Genomic DNA, 20,451 nt, shown 5'->3' with positions numbered 1-20,451 from the left:
GCTTATGAATTGCAGGTAGGATGCCTCGCCATGTTTCGCCTTATCCATACGCAGAATGACTGGGAAGGCGACATGTGTTTGCGCAGAAGCAATCGTTTGTATTGCGCTCTGCCAGGCAGGACTATCACGATAATGGTTCAGACAGGCAAACAGGTAACTCAATGAAAACAAGCAATAAAAGCGCAGCCGATCATCACGCTGCTAAACGTCGCTGGTTGAACTCCCACGAAGAGGGCTACCACAAAGCGATGGGCAACCGTCAGGTTCAAATGATCGCCATCGGCGGCGCTATCGGAACGGGTCTGTTTTTAGGTGCGGGTGCACGTCTGCAGATGGCTGGCCCGGCTCTCGCCCTGGTCTATCTGGTGTGCGGGATCTTCTCTTTCTTCATTCTCCGCGCGCTGGGCGAGCTGGTACTGCATCGCCCTTCCAGCGGCAGCTTCGTCTCTTACGCCCGTGAATTCCTCGGTGAAAAAGCCGCTTACGTCGCGGGCTGGATGTACTTCGTCAACTGGGCGATGACCGGTATCGTCGACATCACCGCCGTTGCGCTGTATATGCACTACTGGGGCGCGTTTGGCGATGTGCCGCAGTGGGTCTTTGCGCTTGGCGCCCTGGCGATTGTCGGCACCATGAACATGATCGGCGTGAAGTGGTTCGCGGAGATGGAGTTCTGGTTTGCGCTGGTTAAAGTGCTGGCCATCGTGGTGTTCCTGGTCGTGGGTACCGTCTTCCTCGGCAGCGGTAAGCCGCTGGATGGCAATGCCACCGGCTTCCACCTGATAACCGATAACGGCGGATTCTTCCCGCACGGTCTGCTGCCTGCGCTGGTGCTGGTTCAGGGCGTCGTGTTCGCCTTCGCCTCCATCGAGCTGGTGGGCACCGCAGCAGGTGAATGTAAAGATCCGCAGACGATGGTGCCAAAAGCCATCAACAGCGTGATCTGGCGTATCGGTCTCTTCTACGTCGGCTCCGTGGTGCTGCTGGTGCTGCTGCTGCCGTGGAACGCCTATCAGGCGGGCCAGAGTCCATTCGTCACCTTCTTCTCGAAGCTGGGCGTGCCGTACGTGGGCAGCATCATGAACATCGTGGTCCTGACCGCAGCGCTCTCCAGCCTGAACTCCGGCCTCTACTCGACCGGTCGTATCCTGCGTTCCATGTCCATGGGCGGTTCTGCGCCGAAGTTCATGTCCAAGATGAGCAAGCAGCACGTGCCGTACGCCGGTATTCTGGCGACGCTGGTGGTCTATGTCTTCGGCGTGTTCCTGAACTATCTGGTGCCGTCTCAGGTATTCGAAATCGTTCTGAACGTGGCGGCACTGGGGATTATCGCGTCCTGGGGCTTTATCGTGGTCTGCCAGATGCGTCTGCGCAAAGCGATTAAAGAAGGAAAAGCCGCTGACGTCAGCTTTAAGCTGCCTGGCGCGCCGGTGACTTCCTGGCTCACCCTGCTCTTCCTGTTCAGCGTGCTGGTGCTGATGGCCTTCGACTACCCGAACGGCACCTACACCATCGCGACCATTCCGCTGCTGGCCGTTCTGCTGATTGCGGGCTGGTTCGGCGTGCGTAAACGCGTTCATGAAATTCACAGCACCGCGCCGGTTCATCCTGACGATGAAAAACACGACGCCCCGCTGGTAGAAGAAACCTCGCGTTAATAAAAAAGCCGGGTGGCGGATTCGCCTTACCCGGCCTACATTTCATGGTTTTGTAGACCCGGTAAGCGGCAGCGCCACCGGGCAATCCCATCTTACAGAGCAATACGCATCACATCGTCAGGCTGGGTGGCTTCCTGCTGGCGGGTAGATTTCTGTTTCACCGTCACGTACAGGGTTTTGCCATCCGCTGAAAGCGCCAGGCTGTTCGGGTAGACCGGCGTGTCGAAGGTTTTCGTCACCTTAAACGATTTCGCGTCAATCACGCTCACCTTACCGGCTTCACGGTGCGTCACATAGGCTTCATTGCGGGTCGGGTTAAACAGGACCGCCAGGGATGCCGGCGCGGCGATTTTCTCGATCACGCTACCGTCTTTCAGGCTCACCACCAGCACTTCCGGCTGTTTTGAATCGGTCAGGAACGCGCGCTGACCGGCAGTGTCGAGGCTCAGGTTCAGGTAGAAGTGCTCTTTACCGTCATCCTGCACCTTTTTACGGGCAATAATTTTATTGCTGGCCGTATCAATCGTCACCAGTTCGCCGTCCGCATTCGTGGTGTACAGACGTTTCGCCTGCGCATCCAGCGCCAGGCCGGTGCTGTAGGTGCCCGTATTGGCAATGGTTTCTTTCAGCTTCAGCGTGGCGCCATCCACGACCCAAATCACGCTCTCTTTACCGACACCGGTAATGTAAATCGTGTTGCTCGCGTCATCTGCCACCAGCTGGCGCGGCTGCAGCGGTTTGACGGTTTCGCTGCGCTGACGCCCGTCCAGCACCAGCCGCCCTTTTACGTCACCCGTTTTTGCATCAATCGCGGTTACCGCGCCGTTGATCGTATTGCCGAACCACAGCGTTTGAGTCGCCTTGTCAAAGGTGGCACCAAAGGGTTTCAGATCGCTATGGATTGCCTGCGTCACGTCCAGCGTGACCGGATCAAGACGGTAGACAACCCCGCCCTTGTCGGTTTTACGGCTTTGCGAGGTCGCCACCCACAGCGCATTCTCCTGCTGGCTCACGGCCATTTCATACGCCCCTTTGCCCACCGCTTTACGCAGTACCTCTTCGGCGGCATGCACCTGGAACGTCCCGGCAAGCAGTAAAGTGGCAGACAGCAGCGACAGGCTCAGACGCGGCGAGCACAGTTGACGTAAAGACATATCAATTCCTTTTCTGAAAAGTGGGGTTGGGCTGACATCACTTCCGGCAGACAACGTCATGGCATTGTCTTTTGATAATGAGAATAGTAATCATTAATGTGTTAAATGTGGAGTTTTTCTTTCCCGCTTCGCCTTCCATTAACGCAATGTGCGGTTATAGTTTTCAAAACTTTTACAAAACCTTTAACATATATGGACATGTTCCATTTGGTTCGTTTATACACCACAACCGGTTTTATTCATGAAAATCATTTCTGCCCGTAAGGCTTCTCTCCCGCTGCTGCTGGTTCCTGTTATTTTTGCGCCGCTCACCGCCGTGAGCGCAGAGGAACAGACCATGATCGTCAGCGCCACGCCGCAAACCGTATCGGAGCTTGATACTCCGGCCGCGGTCAGCGTCGTCAATGGCGACGATATGCGCCAGGCCGCGCCCCGCATTAACCTGTCTGAATCCCTTGGCAGCGTACCCGGGCTGCAAATTCAGAACCGTCAAAACTACGCCCAGGATCTCCAGCTTTCGATGCGCGGATTTGGCGCCCGCTCAACCTTCGGGGTGCGCGGTATCCGTATGTACGTCGATGGTATTCCAGCCACCATGCCGGACGGACAGGGTCAGACCTCCAACATCGACCTTTCCAGCGTGGAGAGCGTTGAAGTGCTGCGCGGTCCCTTCTCTGCCCTGTACGGCAACGCCTCTGGCGGCGTAATCAACATCAACACCCAGACCGGGCAGCAGCCGCCAACCATTGAAGCCAGCAGCTATTACGGCAGTTACGGGACCTGGCGCTATGGCATGAAAGCCACCGGCGCGATGGGTGACGGCACCCACGCCGGGGACGTGGATTACACCGTCTCCACCACCCGCTTCACCACCAAAGGCTACCGCGACCACAGCGGCGCGCGGAAAAATCTCGCTAACGCCAAACTGGGTGTACGCATTGACGACGCCAGCAAGCTGACGCTGATTTTCAACAGCGTGGACATGAAGGCCAACGATCCGGGTGGACTGAATTACCAGGAGTGGCGGGACAACCCGCGTCAGTCGCCGCGCGGCGATCAGTACAACACCCGTAAGACCATCAAGCAGACCCAGGCCGGCCTGCGCTACGATCGCCAGCTCAGCGCTCAGGACGACCTGAGCGTGATGATGTACGCCGGCGAGCGTGAAATGACGCAGTACCAGTCGATTCCGTATCAGCCGCAGCTAAAAGCCACTCACTCCGGCGGGGTGATTGATATGCAGCGCCACTATCAGGGCGTGGACACTCGCTGGACACACCGCGGCGAGCTGCTGGTGCCGGTGACCTTCACCACCGGTCTGAACTACGAAAACATGAGCGAAGACCGTCGCGGATACGAGAACTTCGTGATGCGCAACGGCGTGCCGGACTACGGCGTCAAAGGCGATAAACGTCGTGACGAACGCAACCTGATGTGGAACGTCGATCCTTATCTGCAAACGAGCTGGCAGCTGACGCAGAAACTCTCTGTCGACGCGGGTGTCCGCTACAGTTCGGTCTGGTTTGATTCCAACGACCATTACGTTACGCCGGGCAACGGCGATGACAGCGGTGACGCGAGCTACCACAAGTGGCTCCCGGCGGGCGCCGTGAAGTATGCGGTGACGGATGCGTGGAACCTCTATGCTGCCGCAGGGCGTGGCTTTGAAACGCCAACCATCAACGAGCTCTCCTATCGCGCCGATAACCAGGGCGGTCTGAATATTGGCCTGAAGCCGTCCACGAATAATACGTATGAAGTGGGCAGCAAAACCCGAATCGGCAACGGCCTGCTGACGGCGGCGTTGTTCCGCACCGATACGGATGATGAGATCGTGGTGGACTCCAGTTCCGGCGGCCGTACAACCTATAAAAATGCCGGGAAAACCCGTCGTCAGGGTGTCGAAGTTTCCCTGGATCAGCAGTTCGCTGAGAGCTGGAAGCTGAAGATGGCCTGGACGTACCTGGATGCCACCTACCGGACTAACGTCTGCAGCGACGCAGACTGTAACGGTAACCGTATGCCGGGGATTGCGCGCAACATGGGCTTCGCCTCGTTTGGCTGGCAGCCGGAGGAAGGCTGGTATGCGGGGACAGACGTGCGCTACATGAGCGATATCATGGCCGACGACGAAAACACCGCGAAAGCGCCGTCCTATACGGTAGTCGGGCTGAATACCGGGTATAAATTTAACTACGGCAACTGGGGAATGGACGTCTTTGGCCGCGTCGATAACCTGTTCGACAAAGAGTACGCGGGATCGGTAATTGTCAACGAGTCCAACGGTCGTTATTACGAGCCTGCACCAGGCCGTAACTATGGCGTCGGACTGTCGGTCTCTTATCGCTTCGAGTAAGCAAAAAGAAAAGTTTATTTTATAAATGAAATAACCCTCCTGATGGCATTAAGCCATCAGGAGTTATTCACCAGATAAATAATTAGCGGCGGTATATAGTCGCTCTAATAAATAATCTCTCAGTTAAAATATTGTCGCTGTAAAAGAGAATCTGCTTCATCAATCAACTTATCAATCGCCTTCTGGTTCGCATCAACATCTCTCCGCTCAAGGGCCGAAAGAAGCTCGTCATAGTGATACGTTGCCGTTTTGATGTCGTTAAGTTCGTGATGCAGGTAGTTCATGCAGGGCCCGATGCGGACCCATAGCTGTTCAATTAAGGCATTAAGCGTAGGCATTTCCGCATACTGATAAAGCGTGAACCTGAAGATACGATTCGCATGCAATGCCTGCTGAACGTTTCCATTGCGCATGGCCTCATGGAAAGCCTCTGACATTTTGCGCAACGCCTCCAGCTTGCCGTCTGACATCTTCTGGCATGCTGCGGCGACCGCCATTGGCTCAAGCTGTTTTCTGATGGCGTTAATCTCGTTATAACGCTCCAGCGTCACTTCAGGGACCAGAAACGCCTGTGCGGGCGTGGCGTGAAGCGCGCCTGAGGAGACCAGGCGCAGCAGCGCTTCTCGGACCGGCGTAATACTGGTGCCTAATTTATCAGCAATCTCTTTCGTAATCAGTCGTGCTCCTGGTTTGAGAGAGCCTGTAATTAACGCCCCTTTCAAACTGTGTTCAACCTGCATGGTAAGGCTAACCCTTTGGGCTTTTTCTAAGTGATCCAAATCAAGCATGTGGAATTCCTGTAGCTAAAACTTAATGCTATTTTTAAACGCCAGTTTTAATAAAACGGCGCCGGTACGATATATCCTGTATCGTCATGCCTGGTGGTGGGAAGTACAAAAAACAGCAAAAAAAGTAAACGTCATTTTTTTTATCGTTTTCGGGCTCATCGGGGATGATGGCGCGAAAAGTCATGTCCAGTAATTAAAGACAATATATCGTATCTTCACAAATAAATATGGCGGGAAACCCCGCCATATTGCGCTTTATTTATTGTCACTCGCGACGCGAATCACGACTTTGCCGAAGTTTCGTCCTTCCAGCAGGCCAATGAGCGCCTCGGGGGCGTTTTCCAGCCCGTCCGTGACCTGTTCGCGATAGTGGATTTTTCCCTCCTGCACCCAGCGCCCCATCTCTTCCTGGAACTCATGGATGCGATGTCCATAGTCCTGGCCGATGATAAAGCCCTGCATCCGAATGCGTTTCTTGAGAAGGATCGCCATCAGAAGCGGCAGGCGGTCTGGCCCGTCAGGCAAACCCGTCGCGTTGTAGCCGCTCACCAGGCCACACACCGGCACGCGCGCGGAGGTGTTCAGCAGGGGCAGCACGGCGTCAAACACTTTCCCGCCGACGTTTTCATAGTAGACATCAATGCCGTTCGGGCAGGCCTGCTTGAGCTGGTCGGCAAAATCCGCCGCGTGGTGATCCAGACACTCGTCAAACCCGAGCACCTCAACGGCATGGCGGCATTTCTCTGCGCCACCGGCGACGCCGACCACCCGGCAACCTTTGATTTTGCCGATCTGCCCAACCGTCGCGCCAACCGGGCCGGTCGCCGCAGCCACCACCAGCGTTTCACCCGCTTTCGGTTGCCCGATATCCAGCAGCCCCATATAGGCGGTAAAGCCCGGCATACCCAGTACGCCCAGCGACCAGGAAGGATGAGACGGATTTTCGCCCAGCTTCACCAGGCCGCTGCCGTCCGAGAGTTCATATTCCTGCCAGCCGCTGTAGCCCAGCACCCATTCACCGGCTTTGAAGTCGGGATGGTTTGACTGTTCAACGCGGCTGACCGTTCCCCCCACCATCACCGCACCGAGCTCAACCGGCGGTGAATAGGATGGCGCGTCGCTCATGCGACCCCGCATATAAGGATCCAGCGACAGCCAGACGGTACGAAGCAAAAGCTGCCCCGCCCCTAGTTCCGGAACAGGCTGCGTTTCCAGACGAAAATTTTCCGCGACCGGTGCGCCCTGTGGACGAGAGGCCAGCACCCAGCGGCGGTTATGCGAAACAGAGTGATTCATCAGGATCTCCTTCTGGTACAAATGTCATTACAGCCTGGCTCACGTTCGGCGTTATCGCATTAGCATTACGAGCCGGACTGGTTAAGCCGTACAACCAGATAGATGCAGGTTTCGTTCGTCTCGTTAATGAACCGGCAGTCATTAGGCGGCCCCAGCTCAAGACAGTCTCCGGCGTGCATCTCGTGGCGCGTATCGCCCTCCTGAAACACCAGCTCACCGGACTGCAGCCAGATAAGCTGACGCGCCAGCGCGTAAGAAGAGGCCGGCATCGGAACATCGCTGCCCGCAGGCAGTTCAATCTGAACAAGGTCGATGGGCAGATCGGTACGGGGAGAAACATGGCGGCGAAGGTAGTGCGTCTGCGGGTCGCGCCAGACGGGCTGATTTGCCAGGCGCAGCAGCTTGCCCTCCTGCATTTCGGCCCGGGCAATGAGCGTTGACATGCTGATGCCAAACGCCCCCGACAGGCGGGCAAGCAAGGTGGCTGTCGGGCTACTGTCCCCGCGCTCGATTTTATGGATCATGGCGCGGGAGACGCCTGCCCGGTCCGCCAGCTCGCTCAGGGACCACCCGCGAGACTCGCGTTCAAGGCGAATTCTTGCGCTAATCCGTTGATTCATTGTGTCTGTTATGGTGTTCATGACGTCATACTATAGTGTATGAACGGCAATTCAATGGGCTTTTGATAACAAAAAAATATGGCTTATGCCGTAGCGATCGGGCGATACAGCTGTGTAATATCGTAGCGATAACGTAATACTATAGTGAACAACACACAGAGGCTTCATCATGATCGTTCGTCATGCCTGCAAAGAAGACTGCGCTGCGATAGGCGAGATTTACAACCACGCGGTGCTGCACACTGCCGCGATCTGGAACGATAAAACCGTCGATACCGATAACCGAATCGCCTGGTTTGAGGCGCGCTCGCTTGCGGGCTACCCGGTGCTGGTGAGCGAGGAAGACGGCGTAATCACCGGCTACGCCTCTTTCGGCGACTGGCGCGCCTTTGACGGCTTCCGTCATACGGTTGAGCACTCGGTCTACGTCCACCCGGCCCATCAGGGCAAAGGGATTGGCCGCACGCTGATGAAGGCGCTGATTAACGAGGCCCGCGCCATCGGGAAACACGTGATGGTGGCCGGGATTGAAGCGCAAAACCATGCCTCGATTCATCTCCACGAAACGCTCGGCTTTGTGACGACGGGACAAATGCCGCAGGTGGGAACTAAGTTTGGCCGCTGGCTGGACTTAACCTTTATGCAGCTGCAGCTGGACGAGCGCAGCGACCCGGACGCGATCCCATGAATCAGTCACTGACGCTGGCGTTTCTGGTGGCGGCGGGCATTGGCCTGGTGGTGCAAAACACCCTGATGGTGCGTATCACCCAGTCCTCCTCCACCATTCTTATCGCGATGCTGCTGAATTCGCTGGTCGGCATCGTGCTGTTTGTCAGCATTCTGCTGCTGAAACAGGGCGTCGCCGGGTTCAGCGAGCTCGCCGCAACGGTGCGCTGGTGGACGCTTATCCCGGGGCTGCTGGGGTCGTTTTTTGTGTTTGCCAGCATCAGCGGCTATCAGAACGTTGGCGCGGCGACGACCATCGCCGTACTGGTGGCAAGCCAGCTGATTGGCGGGCTGGTGCAGGACGTGCTGAGGAGCCAGGGCATCCCGCAGCGCGCCCTGATCGGCCCGGTGTGCGGCGCGGTGATGCTGGTGATCGGGGCCTGGCTGGTGGCGCGACGCCAGTTTTGATGGTTACAGTATGGTACCGCCTTTCGTCAGCTGTTCCTCACGCGCGTCCATCTCCTCTTTATGCTGCTTACCGTGGTGCGAAATCGCGGTGCGCAGACGCTGCTGCTGAGTGTAGCGCTCTTCACGGCTCAGCTCCGCATCATCGCTTAATTCAATCAGCAGTTCGTTCATGTGGGTAATCACGCTCTCTTCGATGGCGGCATCGACGCGGGCGATAACTTCGTTAAAATGTGACATTGTCACTCCTCGTTATGTGCCCGGTGGCGCTACGCTTACCGGGCCTACAGGTGCCAAATGTAGGCCCGGTAAGGCGGAGCCGCCACCCGGCTAAAAAGGCTTAGTTCAGCTTCGCTTTTGAGAAATCGCTGCCCATCAGGCTTACGCTGTACCCGGTCACATTGCTGCGGGTCGCGTAGAACGTTTTCCCGTTTGCGAGCGCAATCCACGGCGCCTGCTGATAGAAAATCTCCTGCGCCTGGCCATAGAGCTTCGCGCGCTCGGCCGGGCTGCTGGTCAGCTTCGCTTTTTGTACGAGGGCATCATACCCCTTATCGCACCAGCGCGCGGCGTTTGAGCCGGTTTTAATGCTGTTGCAGCCGAGCAGCACGTCGGCAAAGTTGTCCGGGTCGCCGTTGTCGGACATCCAGCCAAACAGCGCGGAGTCATGTTCGCCTTTACGCATTCCGGAGAGATATTCGCCCCACTCGTAGGAGACAATTTTGGCCTTCACGCCGACTTTCGCCCAGTCGCTCTGAATCATCTCCGCGATACGACGCGAATTCGGGTTATACGGACGCTGCACCGGCATTGACCACAGCGTGACTTCCGCGCCCTTCTCCAGACCCGCCTGCTTCAGCAGGGCTTTCGCTTTTTCAGGATCGTAGCTGTAGTCCTTCAGGTCTTTATTAAAGCCCAGCATATTCGGCGGGATCGGCGATTTTGCCACCGTGCCCGATCCCATAAAGACCGCATTAACGATGGCCTTCTTGTCGGTCGCGTAGTTGAGCGCCTGACGCACCAGCACGTTATCAAACGGTTTTTTCTCGGTGTTAAACGCCAGATAACCGACGTTCAGCGCATCGACGGCGTGCAGCGTCAGGTCTTTGTTGTTCTTGATGGCGTCAAACTGAACCGGGGATGGCGCAGGAACGATCTGGCACTCGTTGGTCTGCAGCTTCGCCAGGCGGGTTTCCACGTTTGGCGTAATGGAGAAGATGAGATGCTTCGTCGGCACCTCGCCTTCCCAGTAGTTCGGGTTCGCGACGTAGCGGATCAGCGAATCCACTTTATACTGCTGCAGCACGTATGGCCCGGTACCAATCGGCCAGGTGTCAACGTTTTCAGGCGTGCCTTTTTTTAGCATCGCGTCGGCGTATTCCGCGGAGAGAATCGAGGCGAAATCCATCCCCCAGTCGGCCAGAAACGCGGCGTTGGGTTCGCTGAGTGTGAACTGGACGTGGTAATCATCGACCTTTTTAACGTCCTGGATCAGCTTATCGAGACCCACATCGTTAAAGTATTCGTAGTTGCCCTGCGACACGTTGTGGTACGGGTGTTTAGGGTCTTTCTGGCGCATGACCGAGAAAATAACGTCATCGGCATTAAAATCGCGCGTCGGTTTGAAGTATTTGTTGCTGTTGAACTTCACCCCTTTACGCAGGGTAAAGGTATAGGTCTTGCTGTCCGGGGAGATTGTCCAGGACTCCGCCAGCGACGGCACCGGAGTATTTTTCACCGGGTCGAAATTGATCAGGCGGTTATACAGCACCTGAGAGCTGGCCACAAAAGACGGGCCAGAGCTGGCGATTTGTGGGTTGAAGGACTCGGGGGAGGCTTCTGAACAGTAAATAAGGGTGTCGTTGTTTGCCGCCCATGCGGCACCGGCTGGTAACAGCGCGCTCAGCGCAAGGGCGAGCAGTGTTTTCCCTGTAGACATGGTTATAACCCTGACAGTTTTATTATATAGGACAGTAATAACAGCACAGGCGTTTTGACCTGGCAAATAACGAAACACTATCAGGTTATTCTAAAGCCGCGGTTTTTGCTGTTTTAACCGCCAGCGCTCAAAAAGATGATTTGCCTTAAGTGCCATTATTCGTCAAGCACAACCGTCACTTTCTATGCCGCAAGAAATCGGCGCTTTTAGCGTCTCTTCCTCCGTTTGGTTGCTTCCTCGTTTCGTTAAAGTAATGGTGTGAAGAAGTATATGGGATCAAATCGTGGCAAAAACTCTTTTACGCAGCGGTAATCTGGATGATTTTCAGGCCGTTGGCGGCGGCGGACAAGCCGTTTTCGAATCAGCGTTGCAAATCCGGGAAGCGCTCCGTTTGCGCAAACAACAGGCCATCGTCGACTGTCTGGCGATTCCTCAGGTCAACGACAGCGGCGACCGCGTGGACTGGTACTCCCCGGTTGAAGGGTGCGTAATCAGCTGGAAAGCGGCCGATGAAGATGATCGCTATCGCGCCCTGCGCTATCTGGAAAACACGCTCGCCAGCGTCGAGTCATTAAGCAAGAAATGCCTGCAGTCGCCCAAAACCGCGCAACAGCTCTTTGGCTCTCTGCTGTCGAAGGCATTTCAGTTCCCGGGCGAAAACTTCCTCTTCCTGGTGGACGGAAAGCCGGTCATCAGCTTCTGGGGGTTTGTAAACCTCAACGAGAACGCGCGCGACGATGTCCTCGACTGCCTGCGTGAGTCCCTGATCCCTGAGCCAGCCCCCGTTGTGATTGACGATCCTGAACCCGAGCCTGAGCCAGAGCCGGTGATGACCTTTGAGCACGCTGACGAGCCGCTGGTCGCCCCGTCCACCGTGGTGCGTATTACGCCGGAGGAGCTGTATGAGCCCGAACCGGCCCCCGTCGTTGCGCAACCAGTCCAGGAACCTGTTCCGGCGAACATCGTGAAAAAGCGCCGCGTTCCCCTGTGGACCCTGCCGGTTGCCGCCGTGATCGTCGCCGCCGTTGCCGCCCCGCTGCTGTGGCCAAAACAGGCGCCTTCCGCTGAGCCCGCCCCGGCGCCCGCACCTGAACCCGTGGAGATTGCGCCAAAGCCGATCAAGGCGGTTGAACCGCTGGCGATGAAGCTACCGCTGCATCAGGCAGAGGTCGTGGCCAGCAAAGAAAAAGAAGCGGCTCCGGCTGAAGCTGCGCCACAACCCGCTCCGGTGGTGATTGTCGCCATTCCGAAAGACGCCATGGTGATGGAAGCGAATCAGGTGAAAGCGGGCTCGACGCGCTTCCTGAACGGCACCTGGCGCGCCATCCTCGACGTGAAGGATCCGGTGACCGGCAAGCCGCCGTCGCTGCGCTATCAGATCCAGAACAATAAAGGTTTCGCCCGCGTTGTCCACGGCGACAACATTGTCTGCCGCGCGGAGGTCTTCTCCGGGCTGCACAGCAATGGCGAGCTGATGATTAAGAGTCGCGGTACTGCCCGCTGCACCGACGGTTCCCGCTACCCGATGCCGGAAGTGGCCTGTAAAGCAGGCACCAGCGATATCGCAGAATGTCGCGCCCGTTATGATGCCAACACCGTCGTCCCACTGACGTTCAAGAAAGCAGGTGCCTGATCCTATGCTGGTAAATCTTTGCGACTATAAACAAAGCGTCACGCTTATTGCCAACAGCGGCGTGCAGTTCCTCGATTTCGGTCTGACGCCGCAGGACTCCGCCAGCAACGGGCGCTTCGTACGTAAAACCGCGAACGGCCCGCTGTTGCGCCTCGATTTCGACCTGGTCAACGGTCGCTATACCCTGCCGGGCATGAACGGCGGCCAGCCTGAAGTGGTCAAGCCGGAAACCACTATCCCGCTGCATCAGTCGCTGACGGTACTGGATGGCGTCTGGCTTCCGGTTCCTTTCCTGCGCTTCAACCCGCCGCGGACGTTTGTGGAAGGGCCGGATAACTGGGCGCGCGTTCAGGTGCGCAAGCTTGAGACCCCCGACACGGCAGGCAATACCCACCGCGTGACCCTCGCGCTTGACAGCCAGATTGCCGACCATGCCACGTCCGCACTCTCCCCGGTGGAAAACGATATTCTGAACGGCACCCGCTTCGCGCTGGCCTGGCGCGATAGCGAGGTAGACAGTTTCCTCGATCAGACCTGGATTGACGGCTGGCTGCGCGAGGCGTTTATCCAGTATGCCGACGGCGTTGAGAACCGCTCTGAACGCGACCTGCAGCAGGCGATGCGCAGCTTTGAGTATCAGGCCCACTGGCTCAACCTGCTGACCATGCTCGGCGAACAGCTCACCGTGCCGGAAGTAAAATTTGTCACCCATACGCTCAGCACGCCTGCCATTCCGGTCGACCTGATCCTCGACGTGGGCAATACCCACACCTGCGGCGTCATTATTGAAGACCACGGCGATGCCAACGATGGGCTGCGCCAGACCGCCGAGCTGCAGGTCCGCTCGCTCAGCGAGCCGCAGTTCCTGAACGAACCGCTGTTCACCAGCCGTCTCGAGTTTTCGGAAGCGCGTTTTGGCAAGCAGCACTTCTCGGTGGAAAGCGGTCGCGAAGACGCCTTTGTCTGGCCGTCGATTGTCCGCGTCGGCGATGAGGCCCGCAAGCTGGCGATGCAACGTCTGGGCACCGAGGGCAACAGCGGTATCTCCAGCCCGCGTCGCTACCTGTGGGATGAAACCCCGGTCGTACAGGACTGGCGCTTTAGCCAGATGAACAGCAAGACCCAGCGTGAACCGCTTGCCACCGCGTTCCCGCTGATGAACCTGATGAACGATGACGGCGAGCCGCTCTTCACGCTGCCGCAGGACGAGCGCCTGCCGGTCTTCTCGCCGCAGTACAGCCGCAGCACCCTGATGACCCATATGCTGTGCGAGCTGCTGGCACAGGCGCTGGGGCAGATCAACAGCGTCGCCACGCGCCTGCGCCTGGGCTTCCCTGCCTCGCCGCGCCAGTTGCGCACGCTGATCCTGACGCTGCCCTCCGCCATGCCAAAGCAGGAGCGCGAGATCTTCCGACGCCGCATGTTTGAAGCCATCGCCATTGTCTGGAAAGCGATGGGCTGGCACCCGCAGGATGAGGATTTTGTCACCCGCAAACAGCAGGAAAAAAGCGTGGTGCCGGTACCGGAAATCCAGATGGAGTGGGATGAAGCCAGCTGCGGTCAGCTGGTCTGGCTGTATAACGAAGCCATCTCCCGCTTTGGCGGCCAGACCGAAGCCTTCTTCGCCTCCCTTGCCCGTCCGGACCGTGAGCCTGAGCCGGGCAGCCAGCCGGGACGCGCGCTGCGCGTCGCGTCCATCGACATCGGCGGCGGCACAACGGATATGGCAATCACCCATTACCAGCTGGACGACGGCTCCGGCAATAACGTCAAAATCACCCCGCAGCTGTTGTTCCGTGAAGGCTTTAAGGTGGCGGGCGACGACACGCTTCTGGACGTGATTCAGCGCTACGTGTTGCCCGCCCTGCAAACGCAGCTGCAAAAATCCGGTATCGCAGACGCCTCGCTGCTGATGGCTTCACTGTTCGGCGACTCCGGGCGCATTGATACCCAGGCCGTACTGCGCCAGCAGACGGCGCTGCAGCTGTTTATGCCGCTTGGCCATGCGATTCTTGCCGGGTGGGAGTCCAGCGACGTTGACGATCCGCTGGCTGGTCTGCACGCCACCTTTGGCGATCTCCTGCCGCAGAAGCCGACCCGCAACGTGATGAACTATCTGCAGCAGGCGATCGACCATGCCCTGCCTGCGGGTTCTGACGCTTTTGACCTCTTCGCCGTGCCGCTGCACGTCAATTTCCGCGAAATGCAGGATGCGATGCTGGCCGGGCAGTTTACGCTGGCCTCCCCGCTCCATGCGGTGTGTGAGGCGATCTCCCATTATAGCTGCGACATTCTGCTGATCACCGGACGCCCGGGCTGCCTGCCTGGCGTTCAGGCGCTGATTCGCCACCTGCAGCCGGTGCCGGTCAACCGCATCGTCTGGCTGGATAAATACCAGGTGCATGAGTGGTATCCGTTCAGCCAGCAGGGGCGCATTGGCAACCCGAAATCGACCGCTGCCGTGGGGGCCATGCTCTGCAGCCTTGCGCTTGACCTGCGTCTGCCGCGCTTCAACTTTAAAGCCGCGGACATTGGCGCGTATTCCACCGTGCGCTATCTGGGCGTGCTGGATAACACCGTCAATACCCTGCGCGAGGAAAACGTCTGGTATCAGGATATCGATCTTGATAAACCCGGTGCGAAGCTTGACGCGCGTCTGCACTTCCCGCTGCGCGGTAACGTCACCCTCGGCTTCCGCCAGCTGGCGAACGCGCGCTGGCCTGCCACGCCGCTCTACACGCTCAGCATTAACTCGGCCGAACTGGCAAAAGCGATTGCCGGCGACGGCGTGCTGAACGTGCGACTCAAACTCTGCGGCGGCAGCAAGCAGGAAGGCCCGGAGGCCTTCGAGCTGAGCGATGCCTGGCTGCAGGACGGCACGCCGGTGGCGCCTGACGCCTTAACCTTCAAACTGAATACCCTGGCCGACCGCCGACACAGCGGCAGCCACTACTGGATCGACAGCGGGAGCGTATACCTGAAATGACAGCGACGACCACCACCACTCAGGCCTTAATCGGGTGGATCAACGAGACGCGCCTGAACGCCCCCGTGCTGGATAACGATGCCGACGCCCTGCTTGCCCGCATCAACGCGGCGCAGGCGCGCGAGCAGGCCATTGAACGCGCTATGACCCGCCAGAGCAGCATCGGGCTTTACGGCCATTCGCAGAGCGCGAAAGCGCACCTGCTGTTGTCGCTGTGCGGCAGCGGCAATGGACGCCTGAACGTGACGCCAGGCCAGCGCACCTTTGACTATTTTTCGCATATCAATCCGGGACATGCCCTGACCAACATGGCCGTCCGCTTCACCCGGGAAACCCCGGAAGCGCTTGACGAGGCGTTTCCGCTGCGCCTGAGCCTGGTCACCGAGGCCGAGCTGGTGCAGCTGTTTATTGCCCGCACGACGCTGCACCCGCAGATGCGCGCGGTGGATAAGGCGGTCATCGAGACCCGCCTGGAGAAATGGCGCGGCCTGCGCCAGCCGCAGAGCGTGCCCGGCATCACGGCGCAGGACGTGGGGGCGATTGCCCGCTTCTGGCAGAGCACGGTACCCGCCGCGAAACAGCAAATTGATGATGCCCTGTGGCACGAGTTCGCCCAACTGGTGCCTTCGCTCGATCTCAGCACCCGCGCCAGCGTGTGGTCGCTGCTGTGGGGCGAGCAGCAGGAACTGACCCAGCAGTGGTTAAATCTGGCCCATGTGCTGCACCAGACCAGCCATGCCAGCGAGATTGCTGCCCACCTTAGCCTGCTGGTGGACAGCTTCGGGCTGCCTGGCGAAGGGTTCCTGACGCACGACGGCTCGGTAGCGCTGCAGAATACGCAAGAGACGCTTCTCCATCCGCTGAACAACGGTGAGATGCTGAACGCCATCAGCCTCCCCGTCGATGTGCTGGCCTTCCTGACCCGTGAACTGGTGCTTCCGGTTGAGAACGGCGCGCTGGATAATGTCGATATCATTGATATCCCGGTGTTTGAAGACCGCCATGCCGATCCGCTACGCCAGGCAAAATCCCAGTGGCTGCTTGAGCACTACCGTCAACAGCTCCAGCCGGATGTGCTGGTCATCTGCAACGCGACGGCGCAGCACGAACAGACGGCCAAAAAAGCAAAAGTGTTAATGAACTGGGTCAGGGAGACGCAGCCTGCGGAAGAGTCTGCCCTGCCGGGTCTGGTATGGGCGATCACCCCGCACGACGCGCGCTTTACCACCCGGCAGAATCTCGATGAAGCCGTACAGCATCTGCTCGGGAAGCCCGGCCTGCGCTGGGGCACGCTGCAGGCTCTGGACAGCCACAGCATGCAGCGCGTCATTGAGTGGCTGTCTCAGGCCACGCTGCCCGCGCAGCGACAGAAGCGTCTCGGCACGCTCAAAAACGCGCTGCGTCTGGAGCTCTCGGCGATGATGCAAAGCTACCTGGCACCGCTGGTTGAGGAGCCAGGTATCCGACGTGCTCAGGCAGAAAACATGGTGCGCACGCTGCAAAGCAGCGCCGCCCGCCACGGCGAGCTGCTTGAAGGCCTGCTGCCGCCGCTGAAGGCCTTTGAAACACTGTTGGCCGTTCAGCAGCCGCGCGAGGAGCAGGTTAACGGGCTATTTACGGATACCATTGACCTGTTTGCCGAGAACGCCCAGGAAAGCGCCGGTCTGTACCAGACCAAAGACAAAGCGCGCCTGGCACACAAAGTCTGGATAAATCATCTGCGCCAGTGGAGCCGCAACGAGGCGACAGCCGCCCGTCTTGGGCTGGATCCTGCGGTGTTGCAGCAAATTGCGGATGTGCTGGTGGTCACCAGCTACCGGCTGGATCTGCCTCAGCAGCTGCAGCGAATTGTCGAAGCGGATAAGAGTAGCGCTGCGCAACTGCATGCCGTGATGGGCAATTTCGTTGGCTGGCTGGGTTACGATAAGACCCCCGTGGCGACGCGCCCGGCAAGCCGCATCCGCAAGGGGCAGGCCATCTTCGTCACCCCGGTGGTGAGCAGCGCCGAGCCCCGCCTGACGCGTCTGGGTGAACAGCCGGTCCATGCGGCTACCGCGTACGTTTACGACTGGCTGGTCGCGCTCTATAGCCGCGCGATCGAGAACATTGATTACCATCACCCGCATGATGTTCAGCCTGACGCTCGTCAGGCACTACGTGCTTTAATAATGTAGCCGCCTTCTTGCCGGGTGGCGCTGCGCTTACCCGGCCTACATTTCGCAACGATGATACATTGCACAATAATCACATCGTCATACACCCGGCTAAGGCCTGCGCCAGCGCAGAGGGGTTTTCCCACGACATAGAGTGCCCTGCCGCAGGGATAATTTTTACCTCAACGCCTTTCTGTTGCAGATTTTCCACATCGTCATCCGGCAGAGAGAGCTCGCCAAAAATCAACGTTACCGGGCAAGGAAGTGATAGAAACTGCGCTTCCCATTCCGGTTCAACGCCCGCCACCAGGCTGGATGCACCGCGCCAGACGGCATAAGCCGCATTGCTCTGCAGGCACCCTGCCCACGCCGATTTTTCTGCGCTGAGCATGGCGTCATAACCCTGTTCCAGAAACTGTTGCTCGCTTTGCGCCGCGATTGACCGGCTGAACATCCCCCCACCCGCGTGAAAATTGGGTTCTGACACCATCAGCCCCTTCACGCGCGTAGCCAGCAGCCCCGCCGTTTCGATAGCAATACTGCCGCCCATGCTGTGGCCGTATAACCAGAAGGAATCCAGTTTAAGATGGTCAATCAGCTCCGCCACAACGTGCGCCTGGTCAGTGGTTTTATAGCTGTAGTGCTCAGGCTTATCGCTGTAGCCGCTGCCGGGCAAGTCGATGAGAATCGCTCTGCGCGCGCCAAAAAGCGGGTCAAAAACGACGCGGGGATATTCATAGGAAGCGGCGCAGCCCAGCCCGTGAATGAACACCACGGGATCGCCGGAGCCGGGCAAGTCGTGCCAGCGCACGGTGCAACCGGCCTGTTGCGAGTAAAAACTGTTCATAAGCACTCCTTTTACGATGCACTGTGTATTTATACAGTTATCACATCAGGAATGCTATGTTCATCTTTTAAAACTGGAAGCGTGCTTCAGAAAAGCGAGACCAGCAGCGCAACGGGAAAGCTCATTGGCCAGGTTGACCCCACCAGGAAAGCGCTCAGCAGGCGGATACGTTTGCGGTCTTTTGAGAGGAACCAGGTGATTAACGCGCAGATGGAAGCCATGATTGCGTAAAAAACCAACATCTTTTGATACAACGTCATTCTGTATACCAGAGCCGAAAAAATAACCGCACGCAATATGCGTCATATGTTGACACAGATCAAGTTTTTTCGTTACAGAATAACCACTTAAAAATTACGGCTAATAACAATTGAGTATCTTACGTAACACATCTGGCGGGCAAAGAGAACGCCTGACCGCGCAAGCGGCCAGGCTAAGCGGATCAGTGTTTGATCATGACATGCCGGACAACCGTATAATCCTCAAGCCCGTAGATCGACATATCTTTCCCGTAGCCCGATAATTTCATGCCGCCGTGCGGCATTTCGCTCACCAGCATAAAATGGGTATTCACCCAGGTGCAGCCGTACTGCAGGCGCGCGCTCAGGCGATGGGCGCGCCCCACGTCTTTGGTCCAGACCGATGACGCCAGTCCGTACTGCGAATCGTTTGCCCAGGCCAGCACCTGCGCCTCGTCATCAAACTCGGTGACGCTCACCACCGGGCCAAACACCTCGCGCTGAACGATGGCGTCGTACTGTTTTGCCCCCGCCAGCAGGGTTGGCTGGAAGTAGTAGCCCGCCCCCTCTTTTTTGCTCCCGCCGGTGACAACCCGGATATGGCCGAGCGCTTTCGCCTCATCGACGGCCTGACAGACGCGTGACAGATGGGCGGCCGAGCTGAGCGGTCCCAGTTCGGTCGAGGTGTCTTCAGGCGCCCCCATTTTAAGGCTGGCGACTGCGGCACCCAGTTTTTCAACCAGTTGGGCATAGATTCCCTTCTGGGCATAAATGCGGCAGGCTGCCGTACAGTCCTGCCCGGCATTGTAGAAGCCAAACGTCCGCACCCCTTCGACCACCGCATCCAGATCGGCATCATCAAACACGATCACCGGCGCTTTGCCGCCCAGCTCCATATGGGTGCGTTTAATCGAGGACGCCGTATGGCCGATGATATGTTCCCCGGTCGCAATCGAACCGGTCAGCGAAACCATGCGGACCTTCTCGTGCCCGGTGAGCGGGTCGCCGACCGTTTTCCCGCGACCAAACAGCACGTTCAGAACGCCCGCCGGGAAGATATCTTTTGCCAGCTCTGCCAGCTTCAGCGCGGTCAGGGGCGTGATCTCAGAGGGCTTTATCACCACGCAGTTCCCTGCCGCCAGCGCGGGGGCCAGCTTCCAGGCTGCCATCATCAGCGGGTAGTTCCACGGCGCGATAGAGGCCACCACGCCCACCGGATCGCGGCGGATCATCGACGTGTGGCCGTCAAGGTACTCGCCCGCTGCCAGACCGTTTAGGCAGCGAGCGGCCCCGGCAAAGAAACGGAAAACGTCGACCACCGCCGGAATTTCGTCCCCCAGCGCGCAGTGCAGCGGCTTGCCGCAGTTGAGGGACTCGAGCCGGGCAAACGCCTCACCGTGCGCTTCAATCGCATCCGCCAGCTTCAGCAGGCACTCGGCGCGGGTTTTCGGCGTCGTTTGTCCCCACGCCGCAAAAGCACGGTCAGCCGCCAGCACCGCCGCGTCGACCTGGGCCGCTGACGCCTCAGCAATTTCCAGCAATACCTCTCCAGTGGCCGGGTTATAAACCGGCTGTTTTTCCCCCTCTCCGGCAACCAGCTCACCGTTTATCAGCAGATGTTTTTGCATAGCATTTTCCTGTTGAAATCACT

At 58.2% G+C, this 20,451-nt stretch carries 16 protein-coding genes; 7 read left to right on the top strand and 9 right to left on the bottom strand.

From position 1 onward, the window contains the following. The first annotated feature begins 161 nt into the window (after window positions 1–161). Window positions 162–1,658 (top strand): L-asparagine permease, encoded by a 1,497-nt coding sequence (gene ansP, locus ACOTXI_RS07540; RefSeq protein WP_008501774.1) that lies wholly within the window; start codon window positions 162–164, stop codon window positions 1,656–1,658. A 92-nt stretch (window positions 1,659–1,750) separates the two neighbouring features. On the opposite strand, the gene ACOTXI_RS07535 is transcribed toward ansP, so the two are convergent. Further along, window positions 1,751–2,812, bottom strand: a complete 1,062-nt coding sequence (locus tag ACOTXI_RS07535) for a YncE family protein (RefSeq protein ID WP_058654505.1) — start codon at window positions 2,810–2,812, stop codon at window positions 1,751–1,753. 241 nt (window positions 2,813–3,053) lie between these two features. On the opposite strand from ACOTXI_RS07535, the gene pqqU reads away from it, so the two are divergent. After that, the gene (pqqU, locus tag ACOTXI_RS07530) at window positions 3,054–5,168 is read left to right on the top strand and encodes a TonB-dependent receptor PqqU (protein ID WP_039025307.1); all 2,115 of its coding nucleotides are present in this window, start codon (window positions 3,054–3,056) and stop codon (window positions 5,166–5,168) included. A 119-nt stretch (window positions 5,169–5,287) separates the two neighbouring features. Here pqqU and ACOTXI_RS07525 read toward each other — a convergent pair whose 3' ends face one another. The 3 genes from ACOTXI_RS07525 to ACOTXI_RS07515 all read right to left on the bottom strand — a co-directional run bounded on the left by ACOTXI_RS07525 (window position 5,288) and on the right by ACOTXI_RS07515 (window position 7,893). Next, window positions 5,288–5,956, bottom strand: a complete 669-nt coding sequence (locus ACOTXI_RS07525; RefSeq protein WP_058654506.1) for a GntR family transcriptional regulator — start codon at window positions 5,954–5,956, stop codon at window positions 5,288–5,290. Between the two features lie 255 nt (window positions 5,957–6,211). After that, window positions 6,212–7,252 (bottom strand): NADP-dependent oxidoreductase, encoded by a 1,041-nt coding sequence (locus ACOTXI_RS07520; RefSeq protein WP_058654507.1) that lies wholly within the window; start codon window positions 7,250–7,252, stop codon window positions 6,212–6,214. 65 nt (window positions 7,253–7,317) lie between these two features. After that, the gene (locus tag ACOTXI_RS07515) at window positions 7,318–7,893 is read right to left on the bottom strand and encodes a helix-turn-helix domain-containing protein (RefSeq protein WP_045352451.1); all 576 of its coding nucleotides are present in this window, start codon (window positions 7,891–7,893) and stop codon (window positions 7,318–7,320) included. A gap of 148 nt (window positions 7,894–8,041) precedes the next feature. Here ACOTXI_RS07515 and ACOTXI_RS07510 point away from each other — a divergent pair, with 148 nt between their 5' ends. After that, the gene (locus ACOTXI_RS07510; RefSeq protein WP_023292298.1) at window positions 8,042–8,560 is read left to right on the top strand and encodes a GNAT family N-acetyltransferase; all 519 of its coding nucleotides are present in this window, start codon (window positions 8,042–8,044) and stop codon (window positions 8,558–8,560) included. Continuing rightward, window positions 8,557–9,006: a DMT family transporter gene (locus ACOTXI_RS07505; RefSeq protein WP_058654508.1), complete on the top strand. Its 450-nt coding sequence runs from the start codon at window positions 8,557–8,559 to the stop codon at window positions 9,004–9,006. The genes ACOTXI_RS07510 and ACOTXI_RS07505 overlap by 4 nt, the downstream gene beginning before the upstream one ends. A gap of 3 nt (window positions 9,007–9,009) precedes the next feature. Here the strand turns inward: ACOTXI_RS07505 and ACOTXI_RS07500 are convergent, their stop codons facing one another. Together ACOTXI_RS07500 and ACOTXI_RS07495 are read right to left on the bottom strand one after the other, a co-directional pair. Beyond that, window positions 9,010–9,243 (bottom strand): YdcY family protein, encoded by a 234-nt coding sequence (locus ACOTXI_RS07500; protein ID WP_058654509.1) that lies wholly within the window; start codon window positions 9,241–9,243, stop codon window positions 9,010–9,012. A gap of 100 nt (window positions 9,244–9,343) precedes the next feature. Beyond that, window positions 9,344–10,942 carry an ABC transporter substrate-binding protein gene (locus ACOTXI_RS07495; protein WP_087855424.1) on the bottom strand — a complete coding sequence of 533 codons (1,599 nt, stop codon included), beginning with the start codon at window positions 10,940–10,942 and terminating at the stop codon, window positions 9,344–9,346. A 283-nt stretch (window positions 10,943–11,225) separates the two neighbouring features. Between ACOTXI_RS07495 and ACOTXI_RS07490 the strand changes: the two genes are divergently transcribed. From ACOTXI_RS07490 to ACOTXI_RS07480, 3 genes are read left to right on the top strand one after another with little or no spacing between them, the layout of a single operon-like run. Next, entirely contained in the window at window positions 11,226–12,575 is a 1,350-nt protein-coding gene (locus tag ACOTXI_RS07490; protein WP_058654511.1) for an SrfA family protein, read from the top strand. 4 nt (window positions 12,576–12,579) lie between these two features. After that, window positions 12,580–15,561: a virulence factor SrfB gene (locus ACOTXI_RS07485; protein ID WP_058654512.1), complete on the top strand. Its 2,982-nt coding sequence runs from the start codon at window positions 12,580–12,582 to the stop codon at window positions 15,559–15,561. Beyond that, the gene (locus ACOTXI_RS07480) at window positions 15,558–17,735 is read left to right on the top strand and encodes a virulence factor SrfC family protein (RefSeq protein ID WP_087855422.1); all 2,178 of its coding nucleotides are present in this window, start codon (window positions 15,558–15,560) and stop codon (window positions 17,733–17,735) included. The genes ACOTXI_RS07485 and ACOTXI_RS07480 overlap by 4 nt, the downstream gene beginning before the upstream one ends. 70 nt (window positions 17,736–17,805) lie before the next feature. Here ACOTXI_RS07480 and ACOTXI_RS07475 read toward each other — a convergent pair whose 3' ends face one another. From ACOTXI_RS07475 to patD, 3 genes are all read right to left on the bottom strand, one after another. After that, the gene (locus tag ACOTXI_RS07475; RefSeq protein WP_058654513.1) at window positions 17,806–18,561 is read right to left on the bottom strand and encodes an alpha/beta fold hydrolase; all 756 of its coding nucleotides are present in this window, start codon (window positions 18,559–18,561) and stop codon (window positions 17,806–17,808) included. An 86-nt stretch (window positions 18,562–18,647) separates the two neighbouring features. Beyond that, a complete protein-coding gene (locus ACOTXI_RS07470) occupies window positions 18,648–18,821 on the bottom strand; it encodes a GhoT/OrtT family toxin (RefSeq protein ID WP_013096478.1) in 174 nt (57 codons plus the stop codon). 182 nt (window positions 18,822–19,003) lie between these two features. Continuing rightward, entirely contained in the window at window positions 19,004–20,428 is a 1,425-nt protein-coding gene (gene patD, locus ACOTXI_RS07465; RefSeq protein WP_058654514.1) for an aminobutyraldehyde dehydrogenase, read from the bottom strand. Between the last annotated feature and the right edge of the window lie 23 nt (window positions 20,429–20,451).

The organism is Enterobacter cloacae complex sp. BZL2005, from assembly GCF_049238885.1.
In the GTDB taxonomy this organism is placed as follows: Bacteria; Pseudomonadota; Gammaproteobacteria; order Enterobacterales; family Enterobacteriaceae; genus Enterobacter; species Enterobacter roggenkampii.
The sequence above is the reverse complement of the archived record's forward strand: the minus strand, read 5'-3'. Positions and strand labels throughout refer to the sequence as shown.